This window comes from Terriglobales bacterium, assembly GCA_035543055.1.
GTDB lineage: Bacteria > Acidobacteriota > Terriglobia > Terriglobales > Acidobacteriaceae > JAIQFD01.
This window is the reverse complement of record DATKKJ010000045.1, coordinates 1-18520: the sequence shown is the minus strand read 5'-3', so window position 1 is coordinate 18520 and position 18520 is coordinate 1. Positions and strand designations below refer to the sequence as shown.

Annotated in this window: 17 protein-coding genes; 11 read left to right on the top strand and 6 right to left on the bottom strand. The window is 64.1% G+C overall.

Annotated features, from left to right (window positions below; all coding sequences use genetic code 11):
• The 11 genes from VMS96_03285 to VMS96_03235 all read left to right on the top strand — a co-directional run.
• A partial coding sequence (locus VMS96_03285; protein HVP42426.1) for a transposase occupies positions 1-469 on the top strand: 469 nt, incomplete at its 5' end.
• Between the two features lie 378 nt (positions 470-847).
• Positions 848-2413 (top strand): arylsulfatase, encoded by a 1566-nt coding sequence (locus VMS96_03280; protein HVP42425.1) that lies wholly within the window; start codon positions 848-850, stop codon positions 2411-2413.
• A 101-nt stretch (positions 2414-2514) separates the two neighbouring features.
• A complete protein-coding gene (locus VMS96_03275) occupies positions 2515-3474 on the top strand; it encodes an AAA family ATPase (protein HVP42424.1) in 960 nt (319 codons plus the stop codon).
• Between the two features lie 43 nt (positions 3475-3517).
• Positions 3518-4435, top strand: a complete 918-nt coding sequence (locus tag VMS96_03270) for a DUF58 domain-containing protein (GenBank protein ID HVP42423.1) — start codon at positions 3518-3520, stop codon at positions 4433-4435.
• Positions 4432-4920 carry a DUF4381 domain-containing protein gene (locus VMS96_03265; GenBank protein ID HVP42422.1) on the top strand — a complete coding sequence of 163 codons (489 nt, stop codon included), beginning with the start codon at positions 4432-4434 and terminating at the stop codon, positions 4918-4920. Before VMS96_03270 ends, VMS96_03265 begins: the two co-directional genes overlap by 4 nt.
• Positions 4917-6890 carry a bifunctional UDP-sugar hydrolase/5'-nucleotidase gene (locus VMS96_03260; protein ID HVP42421.1) on the top strand — a complete coding sequence of 658 codons (1974 nt, stop codon included), beginning with the start codon at positions 4917-4919 and terminating at the stop codon, positions 6888-6890. Before VMS96_03265 ends, VMS96_03260 begins: the two co-directional genes overlap by 4 nt.
• Before the next feature lie 34 nt (positions 6891-6924).
• The gene (locus VMS96_03255) at positions 6925-7779 is read left to right on the top strand and encodes a hypothetical protein (GenBank protein HVP42420.1); all 855 of its coding nucleotides are present in this window, start codon (positions 6925-6927) and stop codon (positions 7777-7779) included.
• 10 nt (positions 7780-7789) lie between these two features.
• Complete coding sequence (locus VMS96_03250) at positions 7790-8869, top strand: VWA domain-containing protein (protein ID HVP42419.1); 1080 nt, start codon at positions 7790-7792, stop codon at positions 8867-8869.
• Positions 8866-9777 carry a VWA domain-containing protein gene (locus VMS96_03245; GenBank protein ID HVP42418.1) on the top strand — a complete coding sequence of 304 codons (912 nt, stop codon included), beginning with the start codon at positions 8866-8868 and terminating at the stop codon, positions 9775-9777. The genes VMS96_03250 and VMS96_03245 overlap by 4 nt, the downstream gene beginning before the upstream one ends.
• A complete protein-coding gene (locus VMS96_03240) occupies positions 9774-10361 on the top strand; it encodes a tetratricopeptide repeat protein (GenBank protein ID HVP42417.1) in 588 nt (195 codons plus the stop codon). Before VMS96_03245 ends, VMS96_03240 begins: the two co-directional genes overlap by 4 nt.
• Entirely contained in the window at positions 10358-11596 is a 1239-nt protein-coding gene (locus tag VMS96_03235; GenBank protein ID HVP42416.1) for a hypothetical protein, read from the top strand. Before VMS96_03240 ends, VMS96_03235 begins: the two co-directional genes overlap by 4 nt.
• Positions 11597-11852: 256 nt before the next feature.
• On the opposite strand, the gene VMS96_03230 is transcribed toward VMS96_03235, so the two are convergent.
• The 6 genes from VMS96_03230 to VMS96_03205 all read right to left on the bottom strand — a co-directional run.
• On the bottom strand, positions 11853-13787 hold the full coding sequence (locus tag VMS96_03230; protein HVP42415.1) for an alpha/beta fold hydrolase: 1935 nt from the start codon (positions 13785-13787) through the stop codon (positions 11853-11855).
• Positions 13788-13878: 91 nt separating this feature from the next.
• Positions 13879-14601 carry a carbonic anhydrase gene (locus VMS96_03225; GenBank protein ID HVP42414.1) on the bottom strand — a complete coding sequence of 241 codons (723 nt, stop codon included), beginning with the start codon at positions 14599-14601 and terminating at the stop codon, positions 13879-13881.
• Positions 14602-14775: 174 nt separating this feature from the next.
• Positions 14776-16476, bottom strand: coding sequence for a mechanosensitive ion channel family protein (locus VMS96_03220; protein ID HVP42413.1), 1701 nt, complete (start codon positions 16474-16476; stop codon positions 14776-14778).
• Positions 16477-17187: 711 nt separating this feature from the next.
• Positions 17188-17712 (bottom strand): hypothetical protein, encoded by a 525-nt coding sequence (locus VMS96_03215; GenBank protein HVP42412.1) that lies wholly within the window; start codon positions 17710-17712, stop codon positions 17188-17190.
• A 13-nt stretch (positions 17713-17725) separates the two neighbouring features.
• Positions 17726-17983 carry a hypothetical protein gene (locus VMS96_03210; protein ID HVP42411.1) on the bottom strand — a complete coding sequence of 86 codons (258 nt, stop codon included), beginning with the start codon at positions 17981-17983 and terminating at the stop codon, positions 17726-17728.
• Positions 17984-18043: 60 nt separating this feature from the next.
• A partial coding sequence (locus tag VMS96_03205; GenBank protein HVP42410.1) for an ABC transporter permease occupies positions 18044-18520 on the bottom strand: 477 nt, incomplete at its 5' end.

The window sequence follows — 18520 nt, the reverse complement described above, 5'->3', positions numbered from 1 at the left end:
AGCGGGGTTCGCGCCGCACCCCCCGAACCACTCGGCCTGGACGAAGACCGGGGAGACCCATACCGTGGTGTCCAAACGAGCGAAACGCCTGAATGTCCTCGGGGCGCTGTTCTCTTCGGGACGCCTGATGCTGGCCAGGCTGTGGCACAACGTGAATGGCTTATGGTGCTTCGGGTTTCTGATGGCCCTGCTGGAGCGGGTGCAGAAGCCTCTGGTGGTGGTCTTGGACAATGCGTCCATCCATACGGCGAAAGCGCTGGAACCATTTTGGGAACTGCTCAAGGAAAAAGACCTGCGGTTTTATTTCTTACCGCCTTACAGCCCGGAGTTGAATCGGATCGAGCTCCTGTGGAAGAAGATGAAGTACGAATGGCTACCGTTCCAATCGTTCACTCCGGATGAACTCGAGCAGGCGATTGACCAGATCGGGGCCGGTTTCGGCTCACAATACCAACTGACTTTCTGCTAGGCGCTTAAAAGCGGCCATTCGATGGTGAATCCTAATTCAGGATTGACGGGATACGCTATGCTGAGGCTCCGAAAACCAGAAACCTTCGCGAAGTCCGACACTCGGGGACTACCTCCGCGAGAGCGGCCTGGCCATGGCGCTATGCGAACCGGGCCGCCTAGTGGCGCCGGCACCCCGTTGTGGAACACGGTTGACCTGGAGTGGGCCGTCCAGGCTGATTCGCGTCAGTCATAAGGAAACGGGAGTTTGCCGCCATGTTTCTCGGCTTGCGGGGCAAGGCCCGCCCGTAGCACACTCCGTCCCTTCCATGAAGGATCTCAAGCGCCAACCACCCCCCACAGGAGATATCCCATGCAACCATCCACGCCACGGAGAGCCTTGATTTTACTCTCCGTCCTGTCCACTTTCCTGGCCGCGGCGCCGTCCGGTGCCGTTGAGAATAAGCCGGGCGCGCCGGAGCAAAAAACGGCGGCCCAGGCGAAAAAGCCGAATATCCTCATCATCTGGGGCGACGATATCGGCCAGTTCAATGTCAGCGCCTACAACCACGGCATGATGGGCTACAAGACACCCAACATCGACCGCATCGCCCGGGAAGGGGCCATGTTTACCGACTGGTATGGACAGCAGAGCTGCACCGCCGGCCGGGCGGCCTTCATCACCGGACAGTCGCCGATCCGCACCGGTCTCACCAAGGTCGGCCTGCCGGGCGCGCCCGAGGGCATGAAGAAGGAAGACCCGACGATCGCGGGCTTGCTCAAGGCGCAGGGCTACATGACCGGCCAATTCGGCAAGAACCACCTCGGCGACCGCGACGAGATGCTGCCGACCAAGCACGGCTTCGACGAGTTCTTCGGCAACCTTTACCACCTGAACGCGGAGGAGGAGCCGGAGCATCTCGACTATCCGAAGGATCCCGAGTTCAAGAAGAAATTCGGCCCGCGCGGCGTCATCCACAGCTTCGCCGATGGCAAGATCGAGGACACCGGTCCGCTGACCAAGAAGCGCATGGAAACGGTGGACGAGGAAGTCACCGCCGCCGCCCTCGATTTCATGGAGCGCGCCAAGAAGGCGGACAAGCCGTTCTTCCTCTGGTGGAACGCCACCCGCATGCATGTCTTCACGCACCTCAAGAAGGAGAGCGAGGGCAAGACCGGCCTGGGCGTCTATGCCGACGGCATGGTCGAGCACGACGGCCAGGTAGGCCAGTTGCTGGACAAGCTCAAGGAACTGGGACTGGAAGAGAACACCATCGTGATGTATTCCACCGACAACGGCGCGGAAACCTTTTCCTGGCCCGATGGCGGCACGACCATGTTTCGCGGCGAGAAAGCCACCAACTGGGAAGGCGGCTATCGCGTTCCGACCGTTATCCGCTGGCCCGGCGTCATCAAGCCCGGCACGGTCGTGAACGAGGTCGCCGCCCACGAGGACATGCTGCCGACCTTGCTCGCTGCGACCGGCGACACCAAGGTCAAGGACGACCTGCTGAAGGGCAGGAAGGCCGGCAACACGAACTACAGGGTCCATCTCGACGGCTACAATCTGCTGCCCGCGCTCAAGGGTGAGGGCCAGTGGCCGCGCCAGGAGTTCATCTACTGGACCGACGACGGCAGCGTCGCGGCCCTGCGTTACGGCAATTGGAAGGCGACCTTCCTGCGCCAGGATGCCCATGGCATGCACGTCTGGCAGGAACCTTTCGTGAAGCTGCGCGCGCCGATGCTGACCAACCTGCGCATGGACCCCTTCGAACTCGCCCCCGACATCGGCATGGACTATGACCACTGGTTCGTCGAGCACATGTACCTGTTCGCTCCGGCGGCGAGCTATGTCGGGCAGTGGCTGCAAAGCTTCCGCGAGTTCCCGCCGCGCCAGAAGCCCGGCAGCTTCAATCTCGACAACGTGATGGAAGCGGTGACCAGCGGCAATAGCGGTAAGCAGTAATGCCGCTCTGACGGGAAGCCGAGCTACCCAACGGACTGCATCCGTACCCGTCGGGTGCGGTCCCTTTACCGAAAGGCATGGCCCTGGATCGAAGGAAGAAAATGACACCCCAAGAAGCCTTCCAACACATCTCCGCCGCCATGAACGCCGCCGTCATCGGCCAGGAAACCGTGGTCGAGCGCCTGCTCATCGCCTTCCTCGCCGATGGCCACGTCCTGATGGAAGGGCTGCCCGGCGTGGCCAAGACCCGCTCCATCAAAACGCTCAGCAAACTGGTGGAGAGCCAGTTCCGCCGGGTGCAGTTCACGCCCGACCTGCTGCCCTCGGACGTGACGGGTTCCGAGATTTACCGCGAACAGACCGGCGGCTTCGAATTCCGGCCGGGGCCGATCTTCGGCAACCTCGTGCTGGCCGACGAGATCAACCGTGCGCCGGCCAAGGTGCAGGCGGCGCTGCTCGAAGCCATGGAGGAGCGGCAAGTCACCGTGGCCGGCACGACCCACCCGTTGCCCCCGCTGTTCCTGGTCCTCGCGACGCAAAACCCCATCGAGCAGGAAGGCACCTATCCCTTGCCCGAAGCGCAGATGGACCGCTTCCTGCTCTACGTCAACGTGCCCTATCCCCCGGCGGAAAACGAGGCCGCGATCCTGCGCCTCGTGCGTGGCGAGAAATCCGGCGACGCTGCCGAACCGCCCCCGCGGATTCCGCAGGAAGCGATTTTCGCCGCCCGCAAGGCAGTGAACGCGATCCACGTCGCCCCGGCGGCGGAACGCTATATCGTGGACCTCGTGATCGGTACCCGCGAACCCAAGCGCCACGGCGGCGACCTGGCGAAATGGATCCGCCTCGGCGCCAGTCCGCGCGGCACCCTGGCGCTCGACGCCGCCGCCCGCGCCCATGCCTGGCTGCAAGGACAGGATTTCGTCGCGCCGGAAAACATCCGCGCCGTCGCCCCCGCCTGCCTCGCCCATCGGGTGCACCTTTCCTACGAGGCGGAAGCCGCCGGCAAGACCCGCACCGAAGTCATCGAGACCCTGCTGCAAACCGTGGTGTCGGTCTGACATGCCAGCCGCCACGCCTTCCGCACCCACCGGGGCCTCCGGCGTGCAAACCACGCTGGAAGCCTTGTTGTTGCTAAAGGCCGAGGCGCGCGGGTTCAGCTTCCTGCCCCGCCAGCCGGTGGCTTCCCTGCTCGCCGGACGCCATGCCTCGCGCCTGCGCGGACGCGGCTTGGCCTTCGAGGAACTGCGCCGATACCGGCCGGGGGACGACATCCGCGCCATGGATTGGCAGGCCACCGCCCGGCTGCGTTCGCCCCATGTCCGGGTCTACAGCGAGGAACGCGAACGCCCGGTGCTGCTGGTGGTGGATCAGCGTGCCCCGATGTTTTTCGGCAGCCGCCGCGCCATGAAGTCCGTGGCCGCCGCCGAGGTGGCCGCCCTCGGCACGTGGCGCGCCCTGGCCTCCGGCGACCGGGTGGGCGGCATCGTCTTCAACGACGATGAAATCATCGACCTGCCGCCCCACCGCAGCCAGACCCGCGTGCTCCGCATCCTCCATGAACTCGTGCGGCTCAACCAAGCGCTCGCCGCGAACTCCGGCGTGCATCCGGCCCCGGTCCGGGTCACGCTGAACCAAGCCTTGGAAGCAGCCTCGCGCCGCGCCACCCACGACCATCTGGTGGTCCTCGTCAGCGACTTCGACGGCGCGGACGACGAGACCCAACGGCTCGCCACCTTGCTCGCCGCGCACAACGATATGCTCGCCGTCGCGGTCTACGATCCGCTGGGCGCAACACTGCAAGGCCGTCCCGGCATGGTCGCGACGGATCGCGGCGTGACTTATGCCATTCCCTCGGGAGCCGCCTTCACCGCCGAGTTCCAACGGGCCTTCGCGGAACGCCTGGACCAGTGGACGGAAATCTTCCGCGCCTTGAGGGTACCCGTCCTGCCCATCTCCACCGCCGAACCACCTGCGGATCAACTCCGCGCCCTGTTCGGCCAACGCCTCGCCGCGCCATGAACGATCCCGCCGCCAGCCTGGCCCACCTGCATGATCTGGTCTTGCCGCCCGCCGTGCCGTGGTGGCCGCCCGCGCCAGGCTGGTATGCCGTGTTCGGACTGGCGCTGGCCGCCGTCGCGCGGCTGGGCTGGCGATCCTGGCAACGCTGGCGGGCCAATGCCTACCGCCGCGCGGCCTTGCGCGAACTCCAATCACTGAGGGATGCCGCCGCGATCGCCGAATTGCTCCGCCGCACCGCGCTCGCCGTCGTGCCGCGTCCCATCGTCGCCGGAATGACCGGCGCGGCCTGGGCAGATTGGCTGGATGCGGGCTATGGCGCAGCGATGTCCCCGCCAGTGCGGCGCTTGCTGACCTCCGGGGCCTATGGCCGACCGCCCGCCGATCAAGAAATAGAGGCGCTACGCGACTACGCCGCCGGATGGATCGCCCATCACCGTCCGGTTCTTCCGAATGCCCCAACAAACGACTCGATGACTGATCAATGAAACAAAACGCTGAAAAACCCGCCGGGACCGTGGATAAGGACGATGTATCCACCGCCCTTTTACCCGGAACATTCTCCCGCCGCGAGTTCCTGGCGGGCTCGGTGGCCGTCGGCGCGGCGCTCCTCCTGCCCGGCTGCCAGTCCGCCGGACCGCGCGGCGGGAAGATCAAGACCTTCACCCTCCTGCATACCAACGACATGCACTCGGCCTTCATCGGGCTGGGGCCGGCCTCGGACTACTCGCCGTTCAAGCTCGGCGACGACACGACCCAAGGCGGCTACGCCCGTCTGGCCGGGCTTATCGCCAAGACAAAGGAGGCCCGCGAGGACCACGGTCCCGTGCTGGTCCTCGACGCGGGCGACTACAGCATGGGGACCGCGTTCGGCGCGGCGACCCGCGAGATCGGCGGCGAACTGCAACTCATGGCCCGGATGGGCTACGACGCCACCACCTTCGGCAACCATGAATTCGACCTCGGACCCGACGGCCTGGGCAAGTCGATAGGCGTGGCCGCTCGAGCGGGCCGCATTCCGGCGGTGCTGGCCGCGAACACCCACTTCGCGAAGGACGACGCCATGCTGGCCGATCTCCAGCGCTTGGCGAAAGCGGGGGTGATCCGCCGTTACCAGGTGATCGAGCGCGGCGGCCTCCGCTTCGGCCTGTTCGGGGTGATCGGCAAGGAGGCCATCTTCTACACCAACGGCGGCGCGGTGACGTTCTCCGACGCCATCGAGGCCGCGCGGGACATCGTGACGGTCCTGCGCGAAACCGAGCGGGTGGACGTGGTCATCGCCCTGAGCCATGGCGGCGTGGAGAAGGGCAAGGATGGGCGCTATACCGACGGCGACGACGTGCGCCTGGCCCAGGCCGTGCCGGGCATCGATATCGTCATCGGCGGCCACAGCCATACGGAATTGCAAGAGGCGCTCATCGTCAATGGTCGCACCCCCGTGGTCCAGACCGGGAAGGAAGGCAGGAATCTTGGCGAACTGGTGCTGAGCCTGGACGGCGGCGGGCTGAAGGTCGAGTCCTACCGGCTCTACCCCATCGACGACACCCTGACCGGGGACCGGGCCACCGCCGACGAGATCGACCAGCTCAAGCAATCCGTCACCGCCGCCGTGTTCGCATCGCGCGGGTATGCCATCGATCAGCCGCTGGCGGTCGCGCCGCAAGACCTGCCCAACACCTTCACCGACCTCCCGGCCGGCACGCTCCTCGCCAACCTGTGCACCGACGCCTTCAGGAAGGCCACCCAAGCGGATATAGGCTTCACGGTCAACGGGCTGATGCGCACCGGCCTGACCCGGGGCAAGTCGGGCGTGCAGACGGTCTACGACGTGTTCGCCGTGGCACCGCTGGGCTATGGCGTGGTGGACGACACCGCCGGCAGCGCGCTGGTGACCGCCTGGTTCACCGGCCTGGAACTCAAGCATCTGCTGGAATTCTTCCTGGTGGATAATCCGGCCCATCCCGGCGAATATTTCCCCCGGTCCTCCGGCATGAGGTTCCGCTACGACCCCTCGCGCCCGAAGTTCGATGCCGTGACGGCCATCGAACTCGGCAACCTCGATCATGGCTACCGCGCCATCGACATCGGCGGCCAGGACCCGCGTTTGTACAGCCTCACCTGTCCCCTGATGCTCGGCGTCATTCTCGTGGCCATCCCCAAGTACACCCAGGGCCAACTGGCCCTGATCCCCAAGAACAAGGCGGGGCAGCCCCTCAAATCGAGGGTCGAGGCACTTGATGCGCCCCGCGGGAACTCGGGCTACCTCCTGCCGCCACCGGACACGGTGGACCGGAGCAGCGTCGCCACGGGGATGGAGAAAACGGGCGTCGGCGAGATCAAGGAATGGCAGGCGATCATGGATCACCTCCGTGGCCTGCCCACCAAAAATCCGGGTGAACTGCCCGTGATTCCGGTCGACACACGCGCCGCCGAGGTCCGGGCGATCAAGGTGGCTTGATGGGTTCGGGAGGAATCGAAAGCAAACCACACCGATGAAAACCCTATGCATAACCAACCGAATGGCCGCCCTATTATTGATGAGTGGGCTGGTGTTCGGCGCTGGCGCCGCCAACCCGGAGGAACATTCCGGAACGACCCAGGAACAAGCCAACGGCTCCGGCGCCAGTTCTGCCGAACTGGCGAAGCAATTGCAAAACCCGGTCGCCAACCTGATCAGCGTGCCGATTCAGAACAACTGGGATTTCGGCATCGGCTCGACCGACGCGATGCGTTATACGGTCAACATACAACCCGTGATACCGTTTTCGATTGGCGACGATTGGAATGTGATCACCCGCACCATCCTGCCGATCGTCCATGCCGAAGCGCCTGTGCTGGGGGCCGATGATGTGAGTGGGTTGGGTGATATTTTGCAAAGTTTTTTCTTTTCACCGAAAGCGCTGGTCGGCGGCTGGGTCATGGGAGCAGGACCGGTGTTTCTCTATCCCAGTGCGTCAAACGATACGCTGGGCGGGCAAAAATGGGCGGCCGGCCCGACAGCGGTATTGCTTAAACAGCAAAGCGGCTGGACCTATGGCGTGCTGGCTAACCATCTCTGGTCGTTCGCGGGAACCGGGGGCCGTCAGGACATCGATGCGACGTTCCTGCAGCCGTTTGTTTCCTATGTCACGAAAACCTTCACCACGATTGCCCTGAATACGGAGTCTACCTACGACTGGGAGAATAGCCGCTGGACGGTGCCGTTAAATTTACAAGTCAGCCAGTTACTGAAACTCGGCCATCAGCCGGTGCAGTTCACGCTAGGCGGACGTTACTTTCCCGAAAAACCGCAAGGCGGACCCGATTGGGGGCTGCGCTTTATGGTCACGCTGTTGTTTCCGAAATGATGACTGGCGGTTGCTTGATTTCCTCCCGATGCCGCCGGTCGGCCAAATCGCGATGCTGACTTTCGCCCACCTTTGGTGCTTCGCCTTGCTGCCGCTGCCCTGGCTGCTGCGCGCGGTCTTGCCGCCGCGCCACGTGGCCCCGGTGGCCGTGCGGATACCGTTCGGGGAGCGCATCCAAGCGACGGGCGACGGGGAATCGACCGCCCGCCATCGGGTCGCGCGGAACCGGGGGCCACGGGTGGTTTCCGCGCTGATTTGGCTGCTGACGCTCGCCGCGCTGGCCCGCCCGCAATGGCTGGAACCGCCGGTGACGCGCGACCTGCCGACCCGCGATTTGCTGCTGTTGGTGGACCTGTCCGGCTCCATGCGCCAGGAGGATTTCACCAACGCGGCCGGGGCCAAGGTGGACCGCCTCGGCGCGGTGAAGGAGGTGCTCGGCGACTTCCTGGTCCGCCGCCAAGGCGACCGCGTGGGGCTGGTGGTGTTCGGCGACGCGCCGTTCCTGCAGGCACCGTTTTCCACCGATCTCAGCCTGGTGCGGCGCTTGCTGGACGAGACCGCCATCGGCATGGCGGGCCCGCGCACCGCCCTCGGCGACGCCATCGGCCTGGGCGTCACGCTGTTCGAGCCTAGCGACGCCCCGGCCAAAACCATCATCGCCCTGACCGACGGCAACGACACCGCCAGCCAGGTGCCGCCGGTGGAGGCCGCGCGCGTGGCCGGGGCGCGCGGCATCCGCGTCCACACCGTGGCGATGGGCGATCCGGCCACCCTGGGCGAAGAAAAGCTCGACGAGGCCACGCTCCGTGCCGTCGCGGAAACCAGTGGCGGCGGCTATTTCTTCGCCGCCGACCGGGCTGAACTCGCGGGCATCTACGCCGAGTTGGACAAAATCGAGACCCGGCAGGTGAAGGTCGTCAGCCACCGCCCGCGCCGCGATTTGTTCTATTGGCCGCTACTCGCGGGGTTGCTGCTGTCCCTGGGCGAAAAGGCATCCACCGTCCTGCGCTCCCGCGCAACAACTCCGCTGCCCGCGCCGGGCGGCGTCCGCGTCGATCCCGTCACCGGACGCTTGGAGGTACGGAGATGATGGCGGCGCTGGCCGATTTCCATTTCATCCGCCCCGGATTCCTGTTGCTCACGCCGCTGGCCGTGGTCCTGGGGTGGCTGTGGCGACGCCAAGCCGATCCCTTGCGCGGCTGGCGCGAACAAATCGCGCCGGAATTGCTGGAGGCCCTGGTGGTCGGCAAGGCGTCGGTACGCCCCGCGCCGTGGCTGTTGCCCGCGTGGTTGCTGGCCGTCGTGGCCATCGCCGGACCCACCTGGCGGCTGGAACCCAGTCCCTTCGCGGACGACGCCACGCCGCTGGTGATCCTGCTCAAGGCCGACGCCAGCATGGAACAGCCCGATCCCGCCCCCTCCCGGCTGGAACGCGCCCGCTTGAAAATCGCCGATCTCGCCGCGGCCCGCCAAGGCCAGCCGCTCGGACTGATCGCCTATGCCGGTTCCGCCCACCTGGTGCTGCCGCCGACCCGCGACACCGCCATCGTCGCCCGGATGGCCGCCGAGATCAGTCCGGAAATCATGCCCGTGCCCGGCGACCGCCTCGACCTCGCGCTGAAAGAAGCCGCCCGCGTGCTGGCCGAGGGGCGACAGGGCGGCGGCATCGTCGTGCTGGCCGATGCCGTGGACACCGATCCCGCCGCGCTGCGGGACTTGCGCGGGGACTTTTCCCTGCCGGTGCAATTCCTCGCCATCGACGCCCCGGATTCCTCGCAAGACCACGCCCTGCGCGACGCCGCCCGGACGCTGGGTGCCGATGTCGAACCCTTGGATATCGAAGGGAAGGATATTGCCGCCATCGTGCGCCGCGCCGCGCGTGCGCCGGTCGCGCAACGCGGCGAACAGGGCGGGCAATGGCAGGAAGCGGGCTACTGGCTGATGCCGGTCGTGGCCTTGTGCGTGCTGGTTTCGTTCCGCCGGGAGGGAAGCGCATGAAGGGGTTTGCCATTGCGATCGCGGCCGCTTGGACCAGCCTATGGTTCACGCCGGACCTGCAAGGCCAACGGCTTTTCCAGCGCGGCGAGTTCGCCGAGGCGGCGGCGGCTTTCCACGATCCGCTATGGCAGGGCACCGCCTGGTATCGGGCGGGCGAGTTCGAGCGGGCCGCGCGCGCCTTCGCCCGCGGCGACAGCGCGGAGGCCCATTACAATCAAGGCAATGCGCGGTTGATGATGGGCAAATACCAGGACGCCATCGATTGCTACGCGCGGGCCTTGGCGCGGCGTCCGGGCTGGAAGGAAGCCGCCGACAACCGCGACCTCGCCGCCGCGCGCGCTAAAGGGGTGGAGCGGAAAGGCGGCGACCTGGGCGATCAGAAGATCGGCGCCGACAAGATCGTCTTCGACAGCAAGGCGAAAAACTCCGGTCAGGATACGGAGATCGCGGGCGGCAAGGCATTGTCCAACCCGGAAATCCAGGCCCTCTGGCTGCGCCGTGTACAGACCCGCCCGGCGGATTTCCTCAAGGCGAAATTTGCCTATCAACAGGCGATTCGGGCGGAAGGAGGAGGCGCCCCGTGAAAGCCTGGCTGTTGCCGCTCATCGGCCTTGCCGGACTCGCCTCGTCGGTGTGGGCGGCGGTCGCGCCGATGGCGGTGCGCGTGCCGGAAACCCGGGCCTGGATCGGCCAGCGCGTGGGGTTCTATGTCGAACTGCGGGCCACCGGCTCGTTCGCGGGCACGGCCAATTTCGAGTTGCCGCCGCTTCCCGGTGTCCTGCTGATGAAGATCGGCAGCCCGGTGGTGTCCTCGCGGGAAATCGAAGGCCGAAGCTGGTTGGTGCAAACCCACGAATTCGCGCTGTTCTCGCAAACACCCGGCCTGCTCGAAGTACCCGAGTTTTCCGTGCACTTCGCCAGCCGGGAAGGCTTCACCGGCCCGGCCCAGGACACGCGGGCGGAGGTTCCCGGCTGGCAAGTCGAAATCCGGCGGCCCCCCGGGAGCGAACAAGTCGGCTTCCTCGTCACCACGGATGCGCTATCCGTCACCGAGACCTGGGAACCGCCGCCCGGACCGGTGCGGGTCGGCGCGATGTTCAAGCGCACCCTCGTCCAGCGCGCTCCGCAAATCAGCGGCATGGCCCTCGCGCCCGCGCCCATCGTCGCGCCCGAGGGCATCCGCGTCTATCCCGGCGACGCGGAGACGCAGGACCACCTCGAACGCGGGGAATTCCTCGGCGAGCGCCGCGAGACGATGACTTATCTGCTGACGAAACCCGGCACCGTGACCTTGCCCGCGCTCGCTTACGTCTGGTGGAACCCGAAGACGGAGCAGCTTCAGTCGACGACCCTGCCGGCCGTCACCTTCGAGGTCGCTCCGGCGCCCGTTGCGGCCGCTCCCGGAACATCGCTCGCCACCTGCCACTCATGGGCGTGGTGGCTGCCGGCGGCTTTGGCCTCCGGCTTGGCCACATGGCAAAGGCGGCGGCTCGCGGGATGGGCAAGGCGATTCCGGAAAGCCCTGAATCCTCCGGATTGCGTGGCGGCGCGGAACCTGCGCCGGGCTTGCCGCCGTCACGAGGCCGTTGCCGCCGAAGCCGCGTGGAACGCGTGGCGGAACGCCCAGGACACCGGGTTCCAACCCGGCCCCGAACTACAAGCCGCCGTCTTGGGATTGCAGCGTCAACTCTTCGGCCCCGCGCCCGCCGTGCCGTGGCGGGGGGATGAACTCGCCCGCGCCTTCGGCGAACAACTCGCCGCCGGGCGAGCCCATTCTTCCCACACACCCGCAGCCGTCTTGCCCTTGCTCAATCCATGAGGGGATAACCCGCTTTCATCAAACCACCAGAAAGGTGATCAATCGGGCCCTGATGAATAAATCCAGCGGCCTACGCGAAAATAGTTTTTCAATCGCCATATCGGATGATGGTTTTTGTGTGGTGCTGTTCATGGACGTTGTTGGGTATAGACAAGGCAGCTTTTCAGCCTTGGCGCCGCGTTCCCTTGTTGTCTCCCAGCCGTCACCATGGAACGGCGCAACAATCAGCGCCAGCGTTTACTGGCCACCCGACTGCTCATGGGCGATTGCCCTCTTGGGCCGCCGCGTGTTCCAGCAGGATACGCCGGATTTCCTCGATAACCTCGGGCTGGCCCTGGCAGGAATGGTCCGAGCGGACCACCCGTTCGGACACCGCCTCGTCGATGTGGGCGCTCCGGTAGGCCACTACGCCGTCATCTCCCGCTTCCTTCGGGCCATCGCCTTCCACCGCGATGATGGAGTGGGCCGGAATCCTGTGTGAAACCGGAATGGATGCCAGGGCTCGGTTGCCGGGGTTCTCCGGATTCATGCTGTCCACCGCCGTCGGAGGGCGGCGGAGGAGCGTCTTCAACTTCTCATCCCCGACCAGGGTGACGGCCTCGGCGGCCCGGCTTATCACCTCCACCGGCAAGGTCACGAGCCAGGCGGCGATGGCCCCGATCCGGCCCGAGGCCAGCAAGGCCCCATGATGGGGAGTCGCCACGAACACCACCCGTCCGACGAAAGGCAAGGGCGAGAAGAAAAAGGATTGCCGAAGGAGCGTCCGCGTCTCTGGATCGACCTGGATCGAATCGAACGGCTTGTTGCTGACGCGGCTCCAGAACCGGTCGCCGCTGTCGATGGCGGTGAGCTTGGTCAGCAGTCCTCCCTGACTATGCCCGATCACCACCATGTCGTGCAGGGCCGGATCCTTGCCGGCGGGATCGAATTCCTGCACCGCTGTCGTTAGGGCCGCCCGCAGCCGCCCGGCCGAGTAGGCCACCGGGTTGCCGGTATCATAGATGAACAGCCAGATCTGGAACCGCTCGCGGAGGCGGGGATCGCCGCCGAGTTCATTGATCAGTTCGGCCCAGCGCGCGGGGCTGGAAGCCGTTCCGTGCACCAGGACCACGGGGATTTTTCCGGGCCGGTAGGGTTGCATCATGAACAGCCCATCCTGGGCGCGGTCGCGCGGCATCATATCCCGGAAGGCGCCGCCCCGGAGAAACCCGGCGATCTCCGTGGCGTACAACGGGTTGCCTTCGAGTTGGTAGGCCAGCGCCGCCGTCGGATCGGATTCCAGGGGCTGTTCCCGGCCATCGATCCGCACCGTCGTGGTCTGGTCCGTGGCGTATAGCTCGATCCGCCCGCGGATATTGCCATCGGCGAGACCGGCTCGCGCGCGCTCCAGGCGCAGCAGCGCCGTGACAGGTACCTGGGTGCGGGGTCCCAAGCGTTCCGACCCGACGAACTTCGCGGAGGCCTCCCCCGCCGCGAGGCTCGCCGCCAGCGGCACGCCGATTCCGGCGGTGTGATAGCGGTTGCGGAAGCCCCGGACTTCCAGGGTCGTCGTGGGGATGAACCGGTCGAGCCGGTAGCCGCCCCAGGTCAGGCCGGATTCGTCCAGGCTGACCGCCAAGGTCCCGAACGGCAGCTGGTGGGTTCCGGGCTCCAGGCGGATCTCGTCCTTGTCCATACCCTTGCCACGGGTCATCCGGAGGCCCTTGGCGACCGCCTGGTTATAGAGATCGCACGCCAGCCGGAGCCGGGGATCCAAGGACTGGAAACGGGGGCCCGCGCCGTCGTCCGGGAACAGGAGCGCCCAGGCGTACACCGCCGAAGCGAGGAAATAGGCCCGGTCGTGCGCGCGGTCGGCGTGGAGGAAGGACAACTCCGCCAGCGCGAACAGGCGGTCGTCGTCGTCCGCCGGCTTCAGGCCCCGATGCAGTTCGGCGAGCACCTGGGCCGGCTCGGTGTCGAAGCGGTCCATGAGCCCGAGGCGCCTCAGCACCATTTTCGAGGACTCCGAGGGTTGCTCCGCCGCGAGCGCGCTCTCGGTCTGGAGGCGGTAGGCGGTCTGGATGTCTACATGCCGCACGCCAACCGGCGTCGAACACCCCGGAAGCATCAACGCGAGGATGGCGAGTCCCGGAATCCATAGTGCCGTCCCGGCCCACCATTGCCCTTTGGCCAAGTGATTAAAACCCTTCATGTGATCCCTTGGCCGCTAGGCCGACATGCGAATGATTGTTATGGGCTAGTCGGTCATTTGGCTTGAGCATGGGCGTAAGCCAAATGACCGACTAGACAAGGAAGCGTACTTTTCCTGTAGTTAGCTCATATACGGCCCCCACCAGGGCCACGCGCTTTTCCTGCAAAGCCCGCTGTGCTTCCGGGAGCGCGGCCAGTTGCTGCATGGACCAGCGGACATTGGCCTCCACGGCGGCATGGAGTAGCGCCGTCGGCTCCAGCTTCAAATCGAGCTTCGCGAGTCCAGGCTTGATCACTTTAATCAGCGATTCGATATGCTGCGGTTCCGTGTTCCGATGGAGCATTTCCTCCAGGGTGGCGGTAACGGCTCCACATCCCTCGTGCCCCAACACCACCACCAGAGGGGTGTGCAGGTGGGCCACGGCGTATTGCAAGGAGCCGATCACATCCTCGGCGATGATGTTGCCGGCCAGCCTGATGGTGAAGAGATCGCCGAACCCGGCGTCGAAGACGAGTTCGGGCGGCACGCGCGAATCGCTGCAACCGAGGATGGTGGCGAAAGGCTGCTGTCCTCCCACCAGCAAGCCGCGCCAGGAAGCCCTTTCATGCGCATGCTTCGGTTTATCGTCCACAAAGCGCCGATTACCAGCCTTGAGGCGCATCAATGCCTCATCGGCGTCGCGGGGAAATGGCTCCGATTCACTGTTCGAGGTGGCGAACGGAGGCGCTTCGGCTCCGGCGGCCGTGGCGATTCCCAGCCCCGCGCAACCGATCCCGAGCAGCCATTGCCTTCTTGTCATCTCTGATATCGCCATGATGAATCGCTCCAGCCAGCGTGTTGACGCTTGATGAGGAGAACCCAGGAACGCGCCTACTAGTAGCCCGTCAACCCTATGAAGGGCCCGTTCAAGGTGGCGTTGGTCTGCATGGGACCGCCCTTGTCCACGTTGTAGCGTAGCGCCTTGGGTGAACGGGCATCCCAATCGGGGTCACCGAAATTTTATATCCTGGGCCTCGGCCGAGCCGAGAATATCCATGAAAATCATCTGCCGGTCCCGGAGTTCGGTCGCTTTATCCGGAACCTTGAGGAAGAAATTCACCAAAATGTCCGGCCCGCCGGTCCCGATCTCATATAACACCACGTAAATATTGTCCTTGCGGATATCCGGATGGTCGCGCAGGATTTGTTCGATCTCGTGAAGCAGGTTCTTGATTTTCTGAAGCGAGGTATCGTTGGCGAGATTCAGCGTGGTATTGACGCGGCGATATTCGCGGAGTTGCCGATTTTCGATCGCGTTACTCACCAGTTGACTGCTGGGAATGGTGACCAGGGAATTATCGGGTGTTCGGATGCGGGTGCTGCGAAAACCCACGCCCTCGACGATCCCCTCGGCATCTTGCACCTTGATCGAATGGCCAATGCCGAATGGCCTCTCGAACATGATGATGAGTGAGCCCAGGAGGTTGGCCAGGGTCTGTTGCGCCGCCAGGGCGACGGCCAAGCCGCCGACGCCGAGCCCCGCGACCACCGAGTAGGCGGGCAATCCGACCCGGTCCCCACCGACAATCAGGATGGCGATGGCCATGATGATGGTGACAAGACGCACTACCAAGCGGATCAACTGGCTGTCGATGCTGATCTGGCGCAGCCGCTCCGCGCCGATGACGCTTTCCGCCACGGCGCCGCCGGCCGCCCACACCGCCCAGGCCAGCGAAAGAAAGAACAAACCCCAGAGCGAGAGCGTGACGGCTTCGTAGACGCTGCCCGAAATGCGCAACACCTTTGCCAAGGCCAGGGCGGCCAGCGGCGTGACGATGACCAGACTGATGGGTTTCAGCAGGTTCGCCCAGCGACGGCCCGGAGGCGCTGCCCGAACGGCCCAACGGCGGCTGAGACGGAAGCACAGGATCACGGCCAGAAGGCCCACTCCCAAAACCACGCCGATGCCGATCCACCGCCACACCGGCTGATCGAGGAACCGCACGGACACCATCCAGGACGGCACGCCGAATATCCAACGGGTCGGGATGACCCAATGCAATGGGAAGGCAAGGCCGGCGGGGGTGTAGGCGATGGATTCATACCAGCCGCCGGTCACGCCGGGTTTGTAGGGGAGTTCCTTCACCCTCTCATAGAAGTCGGGCAGCCCCCTCACCGTTTCCGGGTCGAACAGGTACTCGCCGGCGCGCGGACCTTTTTCGGCTTGGGCAATTCGTATTTCCGTGCCGGGAATAGTCCAGCGCTTGAACGAAGCCGCCGCCATTTCCTTGGCGTCTGGGATAGCTTCCGGCGGTGGCAGATCGAGGTGGTCAAGCACATCCTTGAGTTGAACCGTCAATCGCCGGGAGGATTCCTCGGACATGGCCGGTGGCAGCTCACTGAAGTCGATCGCCCGCTCGGCCAACCGGATCAGGTCGTAAGACCGATTGACGCTCGCCACCTCTTCCGGAGTCAGGTAAAGCCGATGGGACGCCAGGTATTCGCCTAATCGTCCGGTGCTCTGGTGGTAAGCCTCATCAGTGAAGCGGAGGAAACCTTGCAATGTACCCCTGGGGCTGGAGGTATCGATGGGTTCGAGCGGGTTTCGCTTGACCTCATCCGCTGCCGGCGCCCCGGACACGAATCCCCATAGCGCCAGAAGGACCCTGAGGTATCGCGTCGCCAGGTAAAGGAAACTTTTGTTGGTCATCCAGTTCTCTTCGGACGGGTTGGGCAACGGCCTTGCCTCGGCGATCTCAAGCGCACCGTTCGATGCCCTGCCTCGGTGCCGGCTTTCTCCCAAAGCTTTCCCAGGGGCCGTTCGGGGCGCGGTTCGCGCGCGAGGGCGACGATGCGCGTTACGAAGCTGAAAAGCGGGACGGCACTCGGGAGATCAGGCGTGGTCGTAGACAAGTCAATAAAGAACGACTACGGCAAATAAGTATAACCGTGGCCTTTGCTCAGCATGGGAGAGTCCTCACTCGAACTGCTCGGTGGTCTGACGCTACGGCGGACCGTCGATGGCCGTAGGGCGATGTCGGAATCAGTGCAGGTCGGGATATCTGCCGGGTAAGTTCGAAGAGCTCGGCGCCGCAAGGACAAGGACAACAGCCAAGCCACCGCTTCCCGATCCACCTGCTCTGTGCTTGCAGTGACGGCCTAGCAACTCTCCGAGCGCGTTTACGCCGCGTCCCCTGTCAGCATCCGCTAAAGGTCGCAATCAATGGCCGGTATTGGAAGAATCAATCACCTGGTGACCCATATTCCCGGTGACCGGTTTCTCCTTAAACTTGCCCGTCACCCCGACAGGTTAGTCGTCGGCTTATGGCCGACGTCGGCCATTCAACCAGTCGATTACGACTCACTGAACAGACAGCATAATTGCGCCGGTGATCCTCTTCCACGCTAAATTCCAGATGCCTTATTTTTCCGGTCTTATTTCGTCATGATTTGGACTGTTTGTCGCCGTAACATCACGCACCGTAAATCTTTCCGCCAACCAACTCGCCCACCGACCAGCAGCACGAACAAGCTTGTCCCTGTAAATCGCATTGTAGCGGGGAGTCCGGGAATGATAATTGGCGGCCCTCGTCCAGATGTCACCGCTGTCATTCAGCAGATGCCCGCGTATCCGCCATGTCGCCAGCTCGTAAGGGTAACGACCCTTACTCGCGACATCCTGGGGAGTGATTCCATACGCCGCGAGTTGCTCCAGATACGAGGTGTTGAACTGCATAAGCCCAACATCAAGTGTCCCGTTGGCGTTTCGCACATATTGGCCTGGCTTGCCGTTTTCTATTTCGGCGACAGCCAAAACGATATTGGCCAGTGCTTCGTTTTTCACAGCCGCAGCCACAGAGCAAACAACCCGTTCTTCGAAATATGGCGGCAGATCGGCGGCTAACATCCTTTTTTCCCCTGGGCGAACAAGCGCCCGTTCCATCATTCCGAATCCCTTCCTATGCAGAAGGTGCCTGTTTATCCACAAAAGCTTCGACTTCAGGATTCATGCTCGCGCTGCTCGCTTTACCTGCGCGCAGGCTATTCCTTGTGAAATTCGGGCTATCCTGCGCTTTGCCTGTCCCACCAAGCGATTCAGAGCAGCCCTCTTCCGCCGGCGCGACCGACCCGCAGAATGTTTCGCTTTCTGTCTTCTGCATGACTGTTTCCATATCAATGCCGTGAAGCTGTCTTGCAGGGGCGACTTCATCGGACATCAGCGGATGAACTTGCCCGTATATAAGTGTACGGAAATGAGATTGGAACGAGCTTTCCCGCTAATCCAGCGATTTTCTAAAACGCAGCACGCTCAGGGTCAACAGCACGGTTCCGAGAATCGCCATCGCCAGCAGTTGCGGCCACAGAACGCCGATTCCGACGCCTTTCAAGAAGCTGCTGCGGAGCACCACCAGGTAGTAACGCAAGGGGTCGACGTAGGTGAGCCATTGCAGGACCTTGGGCATGCTGGCGATGGGGAAGCTGAAGCCGGAAAGAATGAAGGTCGGGTTGATCACGAAAAAATTCGAAGCGAAAGCCTGTTGCTGGGTTTTGCAGAGGGTCGAGATCAGAAGTCCCAACCCCAGAGTGCAGATCAAAAAAAGCGCGGTGCCGAGGAGCAACACCCAAAGGCTGCCGAGAAAGGGGATCTGAAACCACAGGGTGCCGATCAGGGCCACCAGGGCCACTTCGAAGAGCCCCACCAGGAAGAAGGGCAGGGTCTTTCCCAGGATGAACTCCATCGGCCGGATGGGCGT

Coding starts and splice junctions, on each gene's coding strand:
- VMS96_03275 (HVP42424.1), top strand. CDS start 2,515: ATGACACCCCAAGAAGCCTTCCAACACATCTCCGCCGCCATGAACGCC.
- VMS96_03265 (HVP42422.1), top strand. CDS start 4,432: ATGAACGATCCCGCCGCCAGCCTGGCCCACCTGCATGATCTGGTCTTG.
- VMS96_03260 (HVP42421.1), top strand. CDS start 4,917: ATGAAACAAAACGCTGAAAAACCCGCCGGGACCGTGGATAAGGACGAT.
- VMS96_03255 (HVP42420.1), top strand. CDS start 6,925: ATGAAAACCCTATGCATAACCAACCGAATGGCCGCCCTATTATTGATG.
- VMS96_03245 (HVP42418.1), top strand. CDS start 8,866: ATGATGGCGGCGCTGGCCGATTTCCATTTCATCCGCCCCGGATTCCTG.
- VMS96_03240 (HVP42417.1), top strand. CDS start 9,774: ATGAAGGGGTTTGCCATTGCGATCGCGGCCGCTTGGACCAGCCTATGG.
- VMS96_03230 (HVP42415.1), bottom strand. CDS start 13,787: ATGAAGGGTTTTAATCACTTGGCCAAAGGGCAATGGTGGGCCGGGACG.
- VMS96_03225 (HVP42414.1), bottom strand. CDS start 14,601: ATGGCGATATCAGAGATGACAAGAAGGCAATGGCTGCTCGGGATCGGT.
- VMS96_03220 (HVP42413.1), bottom strand. CDS start 16,476: ATGACCAACAAAAGTTTCCTTTACCTGGCGACGCGATACCTCAGGGTC.
- VMS96_03215 (HVP42412.1), bottom strand. CDS start 17,712: ATGATGGAACGGGCGCTTGTTCGCCCAGGGGAAAAAAGGATGTTAGCC.
- VMS96_03210 (HVP42411.1), bottom strand. CDS start 17,983: ATGTCCGATGAAGTCGCCCCTGCAAGACAGCTTCACGGCATTGATATG.